The sequence below is a fragment of the uncultured Mailhella sp. genome (genome assembly GCF_944324575.1).
Taxonomy (GTDB): domain Bacteria; phylum Desulfobacterota; class Desulfovibrionia; order Desulfovibrionales; family Desulfovibrionaceae; genus Mailhella.
In genome coordinates this window covers 1-15,532 of sequence record NZ_CALUWV010000028.1, presented here as the reverse complement: position 1 = coordinate 15,532, position 15,532 = coordinate 1, and the positions used below count along the sequence as shown (strand labels likewise).

Here is a 15,532-nt window from a genome sequence, read left to right as displayed (position 1 = left end):
CCCCGCGCGCCGTTCCGAACGATTTTTCATGCCGGTTTCTCAACGGTTGAGGCCGCTTCAGCGAAGCCGTATCGCGCACCATCCGCGCGGCGGAAGCGTCATGCGTTCTTCGGAGACCGCGCGACCGGAAAGAAGGTCGATTCTTTCTGCGGCGTCCTGCCAGGCGGGAAAACGGGGGGTAAACGCTGTTTCCTTCTGTGAGAGGTTGCCGAAAAAGGTCAGAAAGCCGCCGTCGGGCAGAGCGCATACCGTGACGAGCACGCTTTTCCCGGCGCAGGAAGGTACGTCGACAAGCGTTCCTGCGGCGATGCCGGAGGCGGTTCTTGTCGTGAGCATGGCACGGAGACGATGCTCCATGTCGCTGCCTGGCAGGAGGGCGTAGACAGCCCGGCCTGAGGGAAGCCCCTGCGGACTTGCAGGCAGGGGATCGATCTGCCAGAGCGGCGGCGTGGCCGGCCAGTCATGTCCTTCAGGCAGGGAGCCGTTGAGATCCGTGCCGGAAAACATGAACAGTCCGGGCAGAAACGCCCGTGCAGCAAGACAGAGTTCGTGAGTCTCCCGTATGACGAGGGCGGTTTCGGCATCGGGAATTTCACCCGGCGCAAGGCCGCAGGCCATGGCCGAAAGCGTGACGGCGTTCAGCCTCGGTCCTTCGTCCGGCGAGTTTTTGCGGACAAGAAGCTTTGTCCAGCCTTCCGGTACGAGAGAAAGCAGAGGCGTGAAGTCAGGCCGGGGCAGTCCGTCGGGGGACAGTCTCCACAGGCGCTTCTGATCAATATTGAGCGACACGGCCCGGCGCAGGCTCTCCTGAACATGCGCAGCGTCTTGTGTGAGAAGAGAGATTTCGAGTGCGGGGGAAAGCACGCTGTCGAAGAAGAAGTCCGCACCGCAGGTCATGAGCAGCGTGAGACGTTCCGGCGGAACGATGTCCTGCACGAACACGGCCGAACCGTAGCGGTGTGCGTTGCGCGAAAGATCGCGAAGGGCGGAGAGGCCCGGTTCGAGCGTCGGCCGGATGCCGTCCTGCAGCTTGTCCACGGCGTCCAGTCCCAGCCAGGCGCCTGCGCGTATGCCCACAAGGGCCTGATGCCGGAGCCCGGACTGCTGGATGAGACTTGCTTCCATGACCCGCCTTGTCGTGCCGGAAGGATCGTCCCAGTGCAGCACGGGTCTGTCCGGCTGCTGATGCCAGCGGTAGGCCCATCGCCGCTTGACGCCGTCCACGCCGGAGACGGGGCCTGTGACGGCCCAGCCGCAGGGGAGAAGGTCGGACGGAGCGCCGTCCTGCGCCAGAGCCTCGGGAAGAGCGCCCCGGGCCGCCAGAGCGACCAGCGCGTGCTTGCCGAGCGGGGCGGTTTCCTTTTCTTTTAAAGAAGGAAGAAGCGGCCAGAAGTTCGGAGAAACTTCGGTCATGGCATACAGCCCGGGATAATCCCGCACGGCACGCAGGGACAGAAAGAAATCGGGACCCGTGCCGGTGAAGGAGGGCAGCATTTCGCCGCCTGCCATAAGACCGGCGCGGGCAAGAGTCCCGGTCCATGCCGCATAGTCGTCATCCTTTCCGGCAAGGCGCCCGAAAGTGAGACTTGTGTCGTCCCTGCCGAGGCCTGCGGCAGGAGAGCGCCCCGCCCACTCGTCCCCGGTGTCGGCCATGCCGGTGAGCATGATGCCTGACACTCCGATTTCTGCCAGTCGCTCCGCAATTCCCTTTTCTGCCAGAGCAGTCGTGAACGGACGTTTTCCCGACCATGCGGAAAGCGTCGGAGAGGCGCAGAACCATGTGTTTTTCCGATCGGAAGGCAGAGGAGGACGGGAGGAATGTTTCCAGCTCAGCATGGAGCCGCTGACAATGGCCGTGAGCTCCGGAGCCCGTCGTAGAAAGGTCTGCTCCTCAAGCCATTGAACATATGCCGGTCCGGGTCTTCCCTGCAGCGGCATCCGGTCCGGCGGCGTTGTGCCGGGCGCGCAGCCGGAAAGAAGCGCGATGCAGAGCAGCGTGGGGAGAAATCGGCGCAAACGGAATATCATGGCAGTTTGAGGAAGCTTAAAAATTTATCAGGAATTGTTCTTAGTAACACTTGCCTTTCGTCCATGGAAAGGGTACAAGCAGCTACAGGAGCAGGGAGTCCCGCAGGGATGTTTTCCGCTTTTGCCGGAAAGGTTTTGACGCTTTTCTCTGGCCTGCGCGCCCTGCCGAACATTGAACAACAAGCTCGACAAGGAGTATTAGCATGGAAGAACAGGTTCTCAAAGCCATGAAGGAAGCGGGCAAGCCCGTTCGTCCCGGTGACATAGCCAAGATGCTCGGCGTGGATTCCAAGGAAGTGTCCAAGGCCTGCGCCGAACTCAAGAAGGCCGGCAAGATCTACTCCCCCAAGCGCTGCTATTATGAACCCGTAGCGGAATAGCCCTTCATCTTCCGATGATTTTTGAACCGGCCATGCGCCGGTTTTTTCATGCCTGACGATCTGACGCCGGGCTCAGCTTGCAGGCGGGGGCCGTCTCGTCGTTGCGGAACAAGGGCGCTTTGGGGAGGTCTCGCTGTGTCAGACTGTTCCCGAGTCCTGTATTTTTTTCGTCATGATGGAAGAATTTTCTGCTTGTTCTTCACTGTGGCGAAGTAAAAATGGAAACCGGAGCCTTTGCCGTCCGTACGAGTATAAAGGTTTGTCTCTTGTCCGGTTGACTTAACAGGCAAAATCCTTTTAGAGAAAAATTCTGGTGCGGCGTGCCATGTATTTTTTGCGCCGCTTTCCAATCTGTGAGCCTGACAAGGAGCCTCAACATGATAAGAAAATGGACTGCCTGCGCGGCCGCCTTAGCTCTGGGCGGCCTGCTTTCGTTTTTCAGCCCCGCCTGCGCGGCCGATGCCGGACAGGAACCCGTACGACTTTCCTTCCTCGGCGGATATCTTGAAAAACATCCCACGACGACGGAAGTGTTCGAGCCTTTTATGGCGGCTGCGGAAAAGCAGTTCGGCGGCAAACTGAAGCTCAGGTATTTCACCACCAATTCTCTGTACTCTGAAACGGAAGCCTATTCGGCCGTGTCCGACGGTCGCGCGGACATAGGACAGATTCGTCCCGCGCTCTTTCCCAGGGAAATGAAGCTGCTCGGGGTGGTGGCCCTTCCCGGCATGTGTCCCAATTCTCTGGTGGGCAGCCTTGTGGTGGAGGATCTCATTGAGAAGTTTCCCGAGGTTCGTGCCGAACTTCCCCGCAATACGGTGCACTTTACGTCCTGGGCGTCCGACGCGTACCAGATTCACACTCGTACCCCCATCCGTACCCGTGAGGATCTCAAGGGCAAGAGAATTGCCGCGTGGGACAGCCTTACCATGGAAATTCTCGAACACCTCGGAGCTCATGCCATCCGCATGAGTTCCACCGACACCTTCATCGCCCTTTCCCGCGGCATGGTGGACGGCGTGCTCTGTCCCATGGCTCCTCTGCGTTCCTACAAGCTCACCGACGACGCGAAGTATCATCTTATTCTCGGCATCGGCGTGAATACCTTTGTTGAGGAGATCAACAAGAAGAGCTGGGATTCCCTGCCTGCCGACATGAAGAAGTGGATTTCGGCACAGGGCGGGATGAAGATGGCCGAAGCCATAGGCCGGTCTCTGATAACCGGCGCCATTACGGATGCGGAATGGATGAAGTCGCAGGGACATGAATTCATTGTTCTGAGCGACGAGGAGCGCAGCGCGTTCCTTGAGCCTCTGGAAGTCTTTGCCGAAGACTGGAAAAAGGAAGTCGGCAAGAGCGTTTCTCCCGCCGTGGTGGACAAGGTTTACAAGTATGCCCGCGAACGCAGCGCCTACTATACCAAGGCGTTTCATGAGGGAAAATACGGCGAGTTCAAAATATGAATCTGAAGAGGACCGTCGGAGCATGATGAAGAATGCAGGGCTCCGGCAGACGTCATGACGGAAGGCGGCACGCAGGTGTCGCCTTCTTTTTTGCCTTTGAGTTGTCGGACTCCGGGAAAACGCCTGCTTCCCTTATCGAAAAACGGCGTCGGAGGGATGAAAGAGCATATGAGCTGAGCTTCTGGCAGCAGAGCTGTCAGGTTCTTCGGGATATCTCGAGCCGTGTGCGGTCCGAAGAGTGAGGATGCGGAAAATCTCATTGATAACGGGGCAGGAGAAGGAGAAAATTGCAGATATGGCGGAATTATTGCTATTTTTTGAACAAATAAGGACAAAACGATGGGTGCACACAGCCAAGTCGTTCCCGTCAAAGGGATGGAGGCAAAGGGATGAAGTCTGGAAGCCAAAGGAATCAACAAAAAAAACATAAATAAAAAATCAAATAATTACCAATAGATAATTAACATGGCAAAAATTTCACCATTGACTTAAAAGTAATATTTAATTTATCAAAACTCTAATGAATGAAAGCTGTCCGGCTTACCTCCGCGCGCTTTTTCGTTCGGATGTGAAAAGATGGGCAAAAAATGAGGAGTTTCAGCATGTTGAAGAAGTTTGGTCTGCTGGCTGCGGCTCTCGCACTGGGTGGAGCAATGGTGTTTTCCGGTACTGCGGAAGCTGCCAAGGGTTTCAAGCATCTGTCGTTCATGGGCAGCTATCTTGAAAAGCATCCCACTGTGGTGAACTATTGGGAACCCTATTTCAAGGCGACGGAAGAAAAATTCGGCGGCAAGCTGTCGTTCGACTATTTCGCCACCAACTCTCTGTATCCTGAATCCGAGGCTCCTCAGGCCATCACTGACGGTCGCGTGGACTTCGGCGTGCTGCGTCCTTCCGTGTATCCCGGCAACTACAACCTCATGAACGTGGTGGCCATTCCCGGTCTGTGCCCCAACGCCATCGTGGGTTCCCTGGTTCTTGAGGACATCATCCGCAAGTTCCCCGAAGTGCAGGCCGAACTTCCGGCCAACAGCGTTCACTTCACGTCCTGGGCTTCCGCCGCTTATCAGCTGCATACGCTCAAGCCCATCAAGACCATGGAAGAGCTCAAGGGCTCCAAGATCATCGTGTGGGACGCCGTCGCCCTTGAACTCGTCAAGGCTCTCGGTGCCAACCCCATCCGCATGAGCTCCCCCGATACCTATCTCGCCCTGTCCAAGGGCATGGGCGACGGCGTCATCTGCCCGCTCGCTCCTCTCAAGTCCTACAAGATCACCGAAGCCACCAAGTATCACCTGATGCTGAACATCATGGTGCAGGCCTTCACCATGGAAGCCAACAAGGATCTCTGGGATTCCATGCCTGACGACATGAAGGCCTACCTCAATGAAACCGGCGGTATGGCCATGGCTCTCGGCGTCGGCAAGTCCCTTGAAGACGGCGCCAAGGAAGACACGGCGTGGATGGAAAAGCAGGGTCATACCTTCTTCTATCTCACCGATGAGGAACGTGCTCCCTTCCTCGCTCCCCTCGGCAGCTTCGTGGACGACTGGAAGGCTTCCTGCAAGGGTGCCAAGCCTGAAGTCATCGAGGCCGTGTACCAGTATGCTCAGGAACGCGCCAAGTTCTACACTGAAGAAATGAGAGCCGGCAAGTACGGCGAGTATAAGATGTAATGAAGCGGAAGGGGAGGAGACTAAGTGTCTCCTCCCGTCCGTATATGCGTCGTTAATACTGTTTCAGGCTTATTCCTTCTGTGTGCGGACCGCGCGGGTGCGGTTCGCGAAAAGCCGAGGTTCCCATGGCAGAACAAGTTTCTCTTTCTCCCGCTTTTCAGAGCGCATATGACTTTCTCGAAAAATGCACGACCAAGGTCAGCTGGCTGAGCTATGTGGCCATGGCCATCCTGCCCGTGCTCATTACCGTGGACGTATGCTGCCGTATGTTCGGATTCAGCGTTCCCGGTTCTTTGGAACTGCAGGAAAATCTTCTGGCCCTCACGACGTTTTCCTTCATGGCCATTCTGCAGCTGCATGACCGTCATATGATGATCGACTTCATCTATGACCGCATGTCCACGGGCTTGAAGCGCTGGTGCGACATGACCGTCGCCTCTCTGGTGCTAGGCATCATGGTGCTGCTCACCACTGAGAGCTACGACGCATTCCTGAGCAAGTTCGGCACTCAGTCCATGGAACTGTATGTTCCGCTGGAATTCTATTACTGGATGCCCGTCGTGGGTCTCGGCATTACCTCCATCGTCGCGCTGTTCCAGTTCCTGCGCGAATCCGTGAAGTGCCTTTCCGGCAGACACTACGTTCCCTTCGTCCTCGGCGTCGCCTTTGCCTTCGCCCTGGCCTATCTGCCTTTCTGGTATCGTGAAAGCCCCTACGAAATTTCCAACCTCATCCTCGGCCTCATAGCCTTCGGCCTGCTGTTCCTGTTCCTGTTCATCCGCATGCCCATCGCCTGGGCCATGAGCATCATCGGTGCCATGGGCATGGTGGCCGTGTCCCGCAACGTCGTTGCGGCCCTCGCCGCCGTGGGCACCACTCCCTACGCCGCCTCCGCCAACTACAACCTTGTAGCCCTGCCGCTCTTCGTGCTCATGGGCTGCATGATCCTTTACTCCGGCATTTCCGTCGACCTGTTCAACTCCGCCAACAAGTGGATAGGCCATATGCCCGGCGGCATGGGCATGGCCGGCGTCGCCGGCTGCACCGGCTTTGCCGCCGTGTGCGGCGACTCCCTGTCTACCGCCGTGACCATGGGCTCCGTTTCCCTGCCGGAAATGATGCGCCTCAAGTATTCGCCCTCCCTTGCTACGGGTGCGCTTGCCGCAGGCGGTACGCTCGGTATTCTTATTCCTCCGAGTTCAGGCTTCATTATCTATGGCATCGTTACGGAAGTTTCCATCGGTCGACTGTTCATGGCCGGTCTGATTCCCGGTATCATGCTGGCGCTCATGTTCATGGCCTACATCTATTACATGGCCGTGCGTCATCCTGAACTTGCTCCCCGCGGCCCCAAGTATACGCTGGCTGAAAAAATTCAGTCCTCCATGGGCCTCGTGCCGATTCTCGCGCTGTTCGTGCTGGTGCTCGGCAGCATCGTGGCCGGTATCTGCTCCCCCAACGAAGGTGGCGGCATCGGTGCCATGGGCGCCTTCCTCTATGCCCTTGCCCGTCGCAAGGTGACCAGGCAGAATCTGCTGGCCTCCCTGCATGAAACCGGCGAACTCACCGCCCGCATCATGGGCATCATGGTCGGTGTGGCCATTCTCGGCTACTTCTTCGCCGCTACCCGTCTGCCCTTCCTTCTGGCCGACTTCATCGTGTCCCTGCCGTTCAACCGGTACTGGGTGTTCGCCATCATCGTGGTCATTTACGTGATCCTCGGCTGCATGATGAACGTTATCCCCATGCTCATGCTTACCCTGCCTTCCATCTTCCCCACCGTCGTGGCGCTGGGCTTTGACCCCGTGTGGTTTGGTGTGGTATCCGTCATGATCATGGAAATGGGCCAGATCACGCCTCCTGTGGGCGTGGTGGTGTTCGCCCTTGCCGGCGTGGCCAAGGGCATTCCCATCGAGACCATCTTCAAGGGCATCATTCCCTTTGTGGGCCTGATGATTCTTGCGGTCATTCTCATTACGTTCTTCCCGGATATCGCGCTCTGGCTGCCCTATACGCTCATGGGGCCCGAAGTCCTGTAAGTACGCATTTCTCCTGGGTTCCCGGAGTCATGCTCCGGGAACTTACCCTCAACTCTCATAAAGGAGTTTTACCATGGGTCATCCTACAGTCTATCCTACCGGCGTTACGCTCTACAATCCTGAAAAGGCGTATAACGGCTATACGATCATGCCCGTCAAGGGTCAGGGCGCCATGCTCATCGACATGAACGGCCAGGAAATCAAGCTCTGGAAGGGCGTACACGGCTTCCCGAACAAGATTTTCCCCGGCGGTTACCTGCTCGGCAGCCGCGGCATCCGTAACCCCAAGTACGGTCTGCAGGATCAGGTCGACCTCATTCAGGTGGACTGGGACGGCAACGTGGTGTGGGAATTCAATCAGGCTGAATTCATCGAGGATCCGGGCGAAAAGCCTCAGTGGATGGCCCGCCAGCATCACGACTTCCAGCGTGAAGGCAGCACCACCGGCTACTATGCTCCCGGTCATGAACCTCAGTCCATGTCCGGCAACACCCTCGTGCTCTGCCACCGCGACGTTCACTGCGAATACATTTCCGACAAGCCCCTGCTCGACGATGTCGTGTACGAAGTGAACTGGGACGGCGAAATCATCTGGGAATGGCAGGCTTCCGATCATGTCGAGGAAATGGGCTTCTCCGAAGCCGCCCGCAATGCCATGGCCCGCAACCCCAACTACCGCGGCGGTTCCCTCATCGACAGCGCCCCCGGTCTCGGCGACTGGATGCACATCAACTCCATGTCCACCCTCGGACCCAACAAGTGGTATGATGCCGGTGACGAACGCTTCCATCCCGACAACATCATCATGGATGGCCGCGAAACCAACATCATCTTCATCATCAGCAAGGAAACCGGCAAGATCGTCTGGAAGGTCGGCCCCGACTACAGCATCGGTCATCCTGAACACTCCCTCGGCTGGATCATCGGTCAGCATCATGCGCACATGATTCCTGACGGACTTCCCGGTGCGGGCAACATCCTGGTGTTCGACAACGGCGGCTGGGCCGGCTACGACAATCCCAACCCCGGCGCGCCCATCGGCGTCAAGGCCGCTCAGCGCGACTATACCCGTATTCTGGAATTCGATCCCATCACCCTCAAGATCGTGTGGCAGTACACGCCTCATGAAGCCGGCTTTGTGGTTCCGCTGGACGCCAGCCGCTTCTACAGCCCCTTCATCAGCTCCGCTCAGCGTCTGCCCAACGGCAACACCCTCATCACCGAAGGTTCCGACGGCCGCCTGATCGAAGTGACCGCCGACCATGAGATCGTGTGGGAATTCATCAACCCCTACAAGGACGGCCGCAACATGAACATGGTGTACCGCGCCTACCGTGTGCCCTACGAATGGGTGCCGCAGGCCGAGCACACCCCCGAAGTGGCCATCGCCCGCGCCGATTGCGCCACCTTCCGCATGCCCGGTGCCGCCGCTTTCGGCAGCCGCAGCAGCGAAGTGGAAGTGGAAGGCACCCTCGGTTATGTGGCCAATGCCGGTGACTGCATTGCCGCTACCGAAGACTAAGTGAAAACGCGGGATTTTTCCGCTCATGAATGAAGACGCGCCCGGTTTTCCGGGCGCGTCCTGTTTTAAGCAGCGTGAGGGATGTGCTTTTCTGCAGCAGAGGCGGGGTGGAAATGCTGCGTTCATGTTCCTGGCCGGACGCCGGATCGAGAGAGAACGATGCTGTGAAGAACGACGGATTTTTCTGCGGAGTCCGGCGGAGAGCCGCAGGCATGAGCTGTGCCTGTGCATGGCGCTCCAAGTTCTGAGCAGCATGTTTCGTCCGTGAGAAATGTTGCCGGACAGCCAGAGACTCTTTCCGGCGTGCGGACCGGGGAATGCTTCCAGACTTATTTTTTCTGCGCTTTTTCTCTCAGCTTTTGCGCCGTGCTCAGCGTGAAGTTTCGTCCCGTGGCCGTGAGCATGGTTTCGGCCAGCGCTTCAAGCGCTTCGGCCCTGAGAAGCAGAAATTCCTTTTTGTCGGGATTGAGCACAAGCAGGTGTTCGGCAAGACGTGCGGCCCAGGGGGCGTCTTTCTGTTCCAGCGCCGTTTTTGCCTTGCGGTAAAGGGAGCCGGTTCCTCCCGCCATGGCCAGAATGTGCAGGGCCTCCTCGCGGGGCGTGAAGTCGCTGTAAAGATGCAGGGGATTGCCGTCGAACCAGCCGACGTACTGATTGAAGATGTTGCGCACGGTCCATGCGACGTTGCCGTAGTACTCCTTGAGATAATCGAGCCTGGCAAGATTCCCCGGCAGACGTATTTCGGCCGCTAGCTCATCCGGCGTTTTTCCCGCGTTCATGCCTTCTATGGTTCTTTCCTGAACATATTCGAGTGATTCGCGGTATCTGGTCAGCACCTCATGGACGAGCTCCCTGCCCTGAAACGGATCCGTATGCCCCGGGGCCAGCACGTCGGCCTCAAGCGATTCCATGAGTCTGAGGCTCTGACACCAGATGGGAATGTCTCTCTTGCCCGTTCCCCGGACGGGGTAGACGTTGGGAAAAGAGCGGTACAGGTTGTCACCGCAGAAGAGTACCTTTTCTTCGGGAAACCAGACGGAAAGCGCGTCGTCGGTTTCACCCGGAGTGGCGAAGAGCCACAGTTCCACACCGGCTATGGTGAGCGACGTGCTGTCGCCGCTGAAAAAGTGATCGGGCATGACGGCTCCCGTTTTCCCGCTGAAGACGGCTCCCCCCGCACGGGGGTAACGTATGGGAGCAATGCCGTTGCAGATTCGCATGTCCGGCGGCAGTTGGAAGCCTCCCTGCATGGCTCCGCGCGCCTTGAAAAGAGGCATGAGACCGGCATGTTCAAAGGGAGCGGCTTCAGCTCCGAAATTGTCCCGGGCCCAGATTTCCGGCCTGTCGGCTCCGGCACAGAAGACCGGAGAGCCCCCGGTATGATCGCCGTGACCGTGCGTGTATATGATGGCTTTGATGGGCAGAGTCCCGGCCGGTGCGATTTCCCTGAATTTTTCCAGAGTTCTGTGGGCACAGTCCGGTATCATGCCGGTGTCTATGAGAATGATGCCGTCTTTTCCGACGATCATGCCGACGTTGGACACGTCTTCGGCTACGCTGAGCCAGGCGTGCGGGCTGAGTTGCACGATATGGGGCGTAAGTTCATCGCGTCGCCTTTCCAGAGCAAGGGTGGCTGAGCTTTTGGACATGGGAACCTTCCTGAGGTTGATAAAATAGTTTGATATCAAAATAAATGTCAAGAAAAAAATGCACTGCGGGGAAAAAAGCGGCAAGGCGGAGCCGTGGACTCGTCGGTTGTGCCCGGCAAGGGCAGGTGCAGTCGGAGAGCGTTGCACGGGGTCTCGGGGGCCCGGTTACCGTGAGGCTGTGCCGCAGGTATACGCGGGGAAGGAAGGCTCGCGGGAGTTTCATGAATGTGGAGCTGATGCCATGGATGGTCCGCAGACGGAAGCGCATGGCATTGTTACGCCGCTGTCCTCTGCGCAGGAAGGGGAGGGGCTTTACGCAGGCATGCGGTTAATGCTGAATGACGGAAAGCAGAGGAAGCAAAAAGGCCCGGACTGTGTCCGGGCCGGGAAGTTCTGTTCTGCGCTATATCTGCGTGACGATGGGCACGACGATGGGGTCTCGTCCGAGCACGTCGCGGAAGAAGCGGCGCAGGCTGGAGCGTATACGGTCGGAAAGCTTTGTGATGTCGTTGGGGTTTGTGGATTCGAGCTGGTCGAGGACAAGGCATTTGGCATCCTCGAGCAGATGGCTGTACTGCTGCTCGAACACGAAGCCCCGTGAGATCATTTCCGGACCGTGCAGCACTTCGCCGGTTTCCTCGGCGATGACGAGCACCACGGCCACGAGTCCTTCGCCGCCGAGTATGCGGCGTTCCTTGAGCACCATGCGGCCCACGTCGCCCACGCCCTTGCCGTCCACCATGACGGATTCCACGGAAACGGGCTCTTCCATGCGTATGGAATCCCCAAGGAAGGTGACGGGCTGACCGTCTTCGATGATTTTGATATGATCGTGCGCCACGCCGCATTCTTCGGCAAGGCGGGCGTGAAGGGCCAGGTGGCGGTATTCGCCGTGTACGGGAATGAAGTATTCCGGCTGCACGGTTCTGATGATTTCCGTGAGCTCGGCGCGGCAGGCGTGTCCCGTGGCGTGCACGGTTCTGTCGGGATTATGATAGACTTCGGCACCGAGCCGGTAAATCTGGTTGAGCACCTTGGAAATGGCGCGGGCGTTGCCGGGAATGACGCGGGAGGACATGATGACCGTGTCCCCTTCATGCAGAGAAAGCTGACGGTGTTCGCCGCGTGCTATGCGGGCAAGGGCGGAAAGGGCTTCGCCCTGTGTGCCGGTGGCGAGTACTACGGTATGTCCGGGGTCGAGCTCGGGGAAGCCTGCGGCTTCGCTGTAAAGATTGTCGGGCTGCTCCAGAAGGCCGAGTTCCACGGCTTTTTCGATGTTGGTGGAAAGACTGCGTCCGCTCACGAGCACGGCGCGGTCATATTTTCTGGCCAGCTCCAGTACGGTGCGTATGCGGCGGATGTGGCTGGAAAAGAGCGCGATGATGATACGGCCCGTGACTTCGGAGAATATGGCGTCGAGATCGTCGTGCACCTGACGCTCGGGCAGGGAGTGTCCTGGATTTTCCACGTTGGTGGAGTCGGCCAGAAGAAGACGTATGCCCTGCTGTTCGCCTTCGGCGGCGAAGCGGGAAAAATCGGCGATGGGATCACAGCCCTCTTCGCTGTCGAGAGGGGCTGGGTCGAGCTTGATGTCGCCTGTGTGAAGTATTTTGCCTATGGGGGTTTCCACGGCCAGGGCGTAGCACTGGGGAATGGAGTGGCAGACGGGAATGAAGTGGAAGGTAAGGTTGCCGAGGGTGACCGAACTGCGGGCGGGCATGGCCACAAGTTCTACCCTGTCGAGCAGACCGTGTTCCTCAAGCTTGTGCTCCACAAGAGCGATGGTGAAGGGAGAACCGTATATGCGTATGCCGCGCAGGCTCTTGTACTGAAGCAGCAGCCAGGGCAGCGCTCCTATGTGATCTTCATGGCCGTGGGTGAGCACGATGCCCAGCACCTTTTCGCCCTCGGCAAAAACGGATTCCAGCCTGGGAATGACGACGTCGACTCCGAGCAGGGCGTCGTCGGGGAACATCAGGCCGCAGTCTATCAGCACAACCCCCTGATCGGTTTGCCATTTCTGGCAGTTCATGCCGATTTCGCCGAGACCTCCCAGCGGGGTTATGGTCAGATAAGGTTCAGACATATTCGGAAGGTTCCTTTAGTTCTTTTGAGTACGCGGTATCGTACCGCATACCGCCTTTCTGCACAAGCTCTTGTGCAGGGGCGGCGGATATGTATAATGCGGCAAACACAATCCCGGAGCTTGCCGTGACTTTTTTCACTGTTTTTGCCATCGCTCTTGCCCTGGCCATAGATGCCTTTGCCGTATCGGTATCCGCCGCAGCGTCGCTGCCTGCCGTCAACTGGAGGCACTATTTTCGTTTTTCCTTTCATTTCGGCCTGTTTCAGTTTCTTATGCCTGTCATAGGCTGGGCCCTTGGTCTTTCTGTACGCAGCTACATTGAGGCATGGGATCACTGGATTGCCTTTGCCCTGCTTTCTCTCGTGGGCCTGAACATGCTGCGTGAGGCCTTCTTCGGAGAAGAAGAGCAGGCAAGCGCCTCCGGCGACCCTTCCCGCGGGGTACAGCTCGTCATGCTGGCCGTGGCCACCAGCATAGATGCCATGGCCGTGGGACTCTCTTTCGCCATGATAGGCGTGTCCGTGTGGGGACCGGCCGTGATCATCGGACTCGTGTGCGCTGCCGTCACTGCGGCAGGCGTGAAGCTCGGGCGCATCATCGGCGGTTCCGACATTCTCGGCAATAAGGTTTCCATTCTCGGCGCTTTTGTGCTCATCGGCATAGGCGCAAAAATTCTGTATGAACACGGGGTGTTGTAGACTCATATACGGAGGCCTGTCGGGGGCATCTCTTGACCGGGAATAAAATCGGATACATATAAAGAAAAACACTTGCGGAGGCCCCCATGATTTCCCCTGTTCGCACAGAACTGACGGTGACGGACAACGTGCCTTTCGGCCAGCCTGTGGCCGGACCTTCAGGCATATACCGTTTCTACGCGCTCACGCTGGAACGCCCGGCATGGAAAAGCTGGCATCCCGGCCAGTTCATCATGTTGCGACCAGTGCAGGACGGCGACGGGACGACCTGGGCCCGTCCGCTTTCCATCTGCCGCGTGACTTCGCAGAGCCTTGTGCTGTTTTTCCGTGTCGTCGGTCCCGGTACCGATCGGCTGTCCCGCCTGAAGAGCGGGGACAAGGTCATCGTGTGGGGACCTCTCGGCACCAGCTTTGAAATGCGTCCCGATACGCCCACGCTTCTGCTCGCCCGCGGTGTGGGCATGGCGCCCTTTGCCGGATATGCCGATCTGCATCCGGCTCCGGCCAGTCTGTTCATGCTGTTCGGACATGGTCTGCCGAGCAACAATTATCCTACCGACGCCATGGCCGCACGCATGGAACTGGAAAACATGCGTGACCGCACGCCCGAGGAACTTGAGCATTTTCACAGTGTCGTTCGTGAAAAAATGCTGGAATACAAGGAGCACGGCGGTCTGTGCCTGGCATGCGGCCCCATGCCCTTTTTGAAGCGTGTATGGGAAAGAGCCCTGGAGCTTGATCTGCCTACCCAGCTTTCGCTGGAAGAGCGCATGGCCTGCGGCACGGGCGCGTGTCTCGGCTGCACTACCGTCACCTCGAAGCACTGGGCCGATCCCGTGAGAGCCGGACTGCCCGTGCAGACCTGCACCAGCGGTCCCGTATTCTGGGCTTCGGATATCGACCTGCGCGCCGTGTCGGCGGAAGAAAGGAGTCTGTGATGGATTTTCGCGTATCTCTTGTCGACGGACTTCTGGAACTGAAGAATCCCGTGCTCAGCGCTTCCGGCACGTTCGGCAGCGGTCTTGAATATCGTCCCTACGGAGACATCGAACAGCTCGGCGGCATCATCACCAACGGTCTTACGCTGCATCCGTGCGCGGGCGCGCCCATGCCCCGCATTGCGGAAACTCCGGGCGGCATGCTGAGCGCCGTGGGCACGCAGAACGACGGCGCGGAACACTTTGTCAATGTGGTGCTCCCTGAACTCCCGTGGCAGGAAGTACCTGTCATTCCCAACATCAACGCCTCCAACGTGGATGAATTTTCCGATCTGGCCGCGCTGCTGGCCGCGGAGAGAGGCGTTGCCGCCATGGAAGTGAATCTTTCCTGCCGTAACGATCATCGCGGCGGACAGCGCTTCTGTCAGAATCCCGTGACGGCGGCGCGCGCCGTGAATGCCGTGAAACGCGCGGCGGGCAGCAAGCCCGTCATTGCCAAGCTTTCTCCGCAGATCATGGATATCGTGGAGGTGGCCAAGGCCGTGGAGGCCGCCGGGGCCGACATCATTTCCTGCATGGGTACCATCGAAGGCATGGCCGTGGACGTCGTTTCCAGCAGACCCATGCTCGGAAGCGTCATCGGCGGACTTTCCGGGCCGGCCGTCAAGCCTCTGGCCCTGCGCTGCGTATGGGAGATCTCCCGCGTGGTGCAGGTACCCGTCATCGGTGTGGGCGGCGTGCGCTCGGCGCGCGACGTTCTGGAATTCATGCTGGCAGGCGCTCATGCCGTGGCCGTGGGAACGGCCAACTTCAGCGATCCCGGTACTATTTTCCGCATCATCCGCGAGCTTCCCGCGCTTTGCGAGGAACTCGGCATAGACGATCTGAACTCGTTTCGCGGTTCACTCAGTGTCTAGTTCGTTTCCGAATTCGGACCGGACATGGAGGATATGACAAAAGGGGGGGCATTGCCCCCCTTTTTTTGGTTAAAAGAAAACCCCCAGCTAGGCTGGGGGTTCCCGAAAACTTATAGTTATGCGTAAGTTATAAACA

At 58.3% G+C, this 15,532-nt stretch carries 11 protein-coding genes; 8 read left to right on the top strand and 3 right to left on the bottom strand.

Translation table 11 applies throughout. The annotated features are described in order from the left end of the window. Positions 1-57: 57 nt before the first annotated feature. Complete coding sequence (locus Q0J81_RS05200; RefSeq protein ID WP_294446405.1) at positions 58-2,016, bottom strand: hypothetical protein; 1,959 nt, start codon at positions 2,014-2,016, stop codon at positions 58-60. 215 nt (positions 2,017-2,231) lie between these two features. Between Q0J81_RS05200 and Q0J81_RS05195 the strand changes: the two genes are divergently transcribed. From Q0J81_RS05195 to Q0J81_RS05175, 5 genes are all read left to right on the top strand, one after another. Further along, positions 2,232-2,408 (top strand): HTH domain-containing protein, encoded by a 177-nt coding sequence (locus tag Q0J81_RS05195; RefSeq protein WP_294446404.1) that lies wholly within the window; start codon positions 2,232-2,234, stop codon positions 2,406-2,408. A gap of 377 nt (positions 2,409-2,785) precedes the next feature. After that, on the top strand, positions 2,786-3,871 hold the full coding sequence (dctP, locus tag Q0J81_RS05190; protein WP_294446403.1) for a TRAP transporter substrate-binding protein DctP: 1,086 nt from the start codon (positions 2,786-2,788) through the stop codon (positions 3,869-3,871). A gap of 602 nt (positions 3,872-4,473) precedes the next feature. Beyond that, positions 4,474-5,547: a TRAP transporter substrate-binding protein DctP gene (gene dctP, locus Q0J81_RS05185; protein WP_294446402.1), complete on the top strand. Its 1,074-nt coding sequence runs from the start codon at positions 4,474-4,476 to the stop codon at positions 5,545-5,547. Between the two features lie 125 nt (positions 5,548-5,672). Next, the gene (locus Q0J81_RS05180) at positions 5,673-7,586 is read left to right on the top strand and encodes a TRAP transporter large permease subunit (protein WP_294446401.1); all 1,914 of its coding nucleotides are present in this window, start codon (positions 5,673-5,675) and stop codon (positions 7,584-7,586) included. Positions 7,587-7,659: 73 nt separating this feature from the next. Beyond that, positions 7,660-9,108: an aryl-sulfate sulfotransferase gene (locus Q0J81_RS05175; protein ID WP_294446400.1), complete on the top strand. Its 1,449-nt coding sequence runs from the start codon at positions 7,660-7,662 to the stop codon at positions 9,106-9,108. Between the two features lie 329 nt (positions 9,109-9,437). Here Q0J81_RS05175 and Q0J81_RS05170 read toward each other — a convergent pair whose 3' ends face one another. Continuing rightward, positions 9,438-10,757 carry an alkyl/aryl-sulfatase gene (locus Q0J81_RS05170; protein WP_294446399.1) on the bottom strand — a complete coding sequence of 440 codons (1,320 nt, stop codon included), beginning with the start codon at positions 10,755-10,757 and terminating at the stop codon, positions 9,438-9,440. A gap of 403 nt (positions 10,758-11,160) precedes the next feature. After that, a complete protein-coding gene (locus Q0J81_RS05165) occupies positions 11,161-12,843 on the bottom strand; it encodes a ribonuclease J (RefSeq protein ID WP_294446398.1) in 1,683 nt (560 codons plus the stop codon). Positions 12,844-12,932: 89 nt separating this feature from the next. Here Q0J81_RS05165 and Q0J81_RS05160 point away from each other — a divergent pair, with 89 nt between their 5' ends. The 3 genes from Q0J81_RS05160 to Q0J81_RS05150 all read left to right on the top strand — a co-directional run bounded on the left by Q0J81_RS05160 (position 12,933) and on the right by Q0J81_RS05150 (position 15,396). Beyond that, complete coding sequence (locus Q0J81_RS05160; protein ID WP_294446397.1) at positions 12,933-13,541, top strand: manganese efflux pump MntP family protein; 609 nt, start codon at positions 12,933-12,935, stop codon at positions 13,539-13,541. Positions 13,542-13,627: 86 nt separating this feature from the next. Further along, entirely contained in the window at positions 13,628-14,479 is an 852-nt protein-coding gene (locus Q0J81_RS05155) for a dihydroorotate dehydrogenase electron transfer subunit (protein ID WP_294446396.1), read from the top strand. Beyond that, entirely contained in the window at positions 14,479-15,396 is a 918-nt protein-coding gene (locus Q0J81_RS05150; protein ID WP_294446395.1) for a dihydroorotate dehydrogenase, read from the top strand. The genes Q0J81_RS05155 and Q0J81_RS05150 overlap by 1 nt, the downstream gene beginning before the upstream one ends. Positions 15,397-15,532: the final 136 nt, after the last annotated feature.

Excerpts from the sequence above, each read along its gene's own strand:
- Q0J81_RS05180 (WP_294446401.1), top strand. The coding sequence starts at position 5,673 with ATGGCAGAACAAGTTTCTCTTTCTCCCGCTTTTCAGAGCGCATATGAC.
- Q0J81_RS05160 (WP_294446397.1), top strand. The coding sequence starts at position 12,933 with ATGTATAATGCGGCAAACACAATCCCGGAGCTTGCCGTGACTTTTTTC.
- Q0J81_RS05155 (WP_294446396.1), top strand. The coding sequence starts at position 13,628 with ATGATTTCCCCTGTTCGCACAGAACTGACGGTGACGGACAACGTGCCT.
- Q0J81_RS05175 (WP_294446400.1), top strand. The coding sequence starts at position 7,660 with ATGGGTCATCCTACAGTCTATCCTACCGGCGTTACGCTCTACAATCCT.
- dctP (WP_294446402.1), top strand. The coding sequence starts at position 4,474 with ATGTTGAAGAAGTTTGGTCTGCTGGCTGCGGCTCTCGCACTGGGTGGA.
- dctP (WP_294446403.1), top strand. The coding sequence starts at position 2,786 with ATGATAAGAAAATGGACTGCCTGCGCGGCCGCCTTAGCTCTGGGCGGC.
- Q0J81_RS05170 (WP_294446399.1), bottom strand. The coding sequence starts at position 10,757 with ATGTCCAAAAGCTCAGCCACCCTTGCTCTGGAAAGGCGACGCGATGAA.
- Q0J81_RS05165 (WP_294446398.1), bottom strand. The coding sequence starts at position 12,843 with ATGTCTGAACCTTATCTGACCATAACCCCGCTGGGAGGTCTCGGCGAA.
- Q0J81_RS05150 (WP_294446395.1), top strand. The coding sequence starts at position 14,479 with ATGGATTTTCGCGTATCTCTTGTCGACGGACTTCTGGAACTGAAGAAT.
- Q0J81_RS05195 (WP_294446404.1), top strand. The coding sequence starts at position 2,232 with ATGGAAGAACAGGTTCTCAAAGCCATGAAGGAAGCGGGCAAGCCCGTT.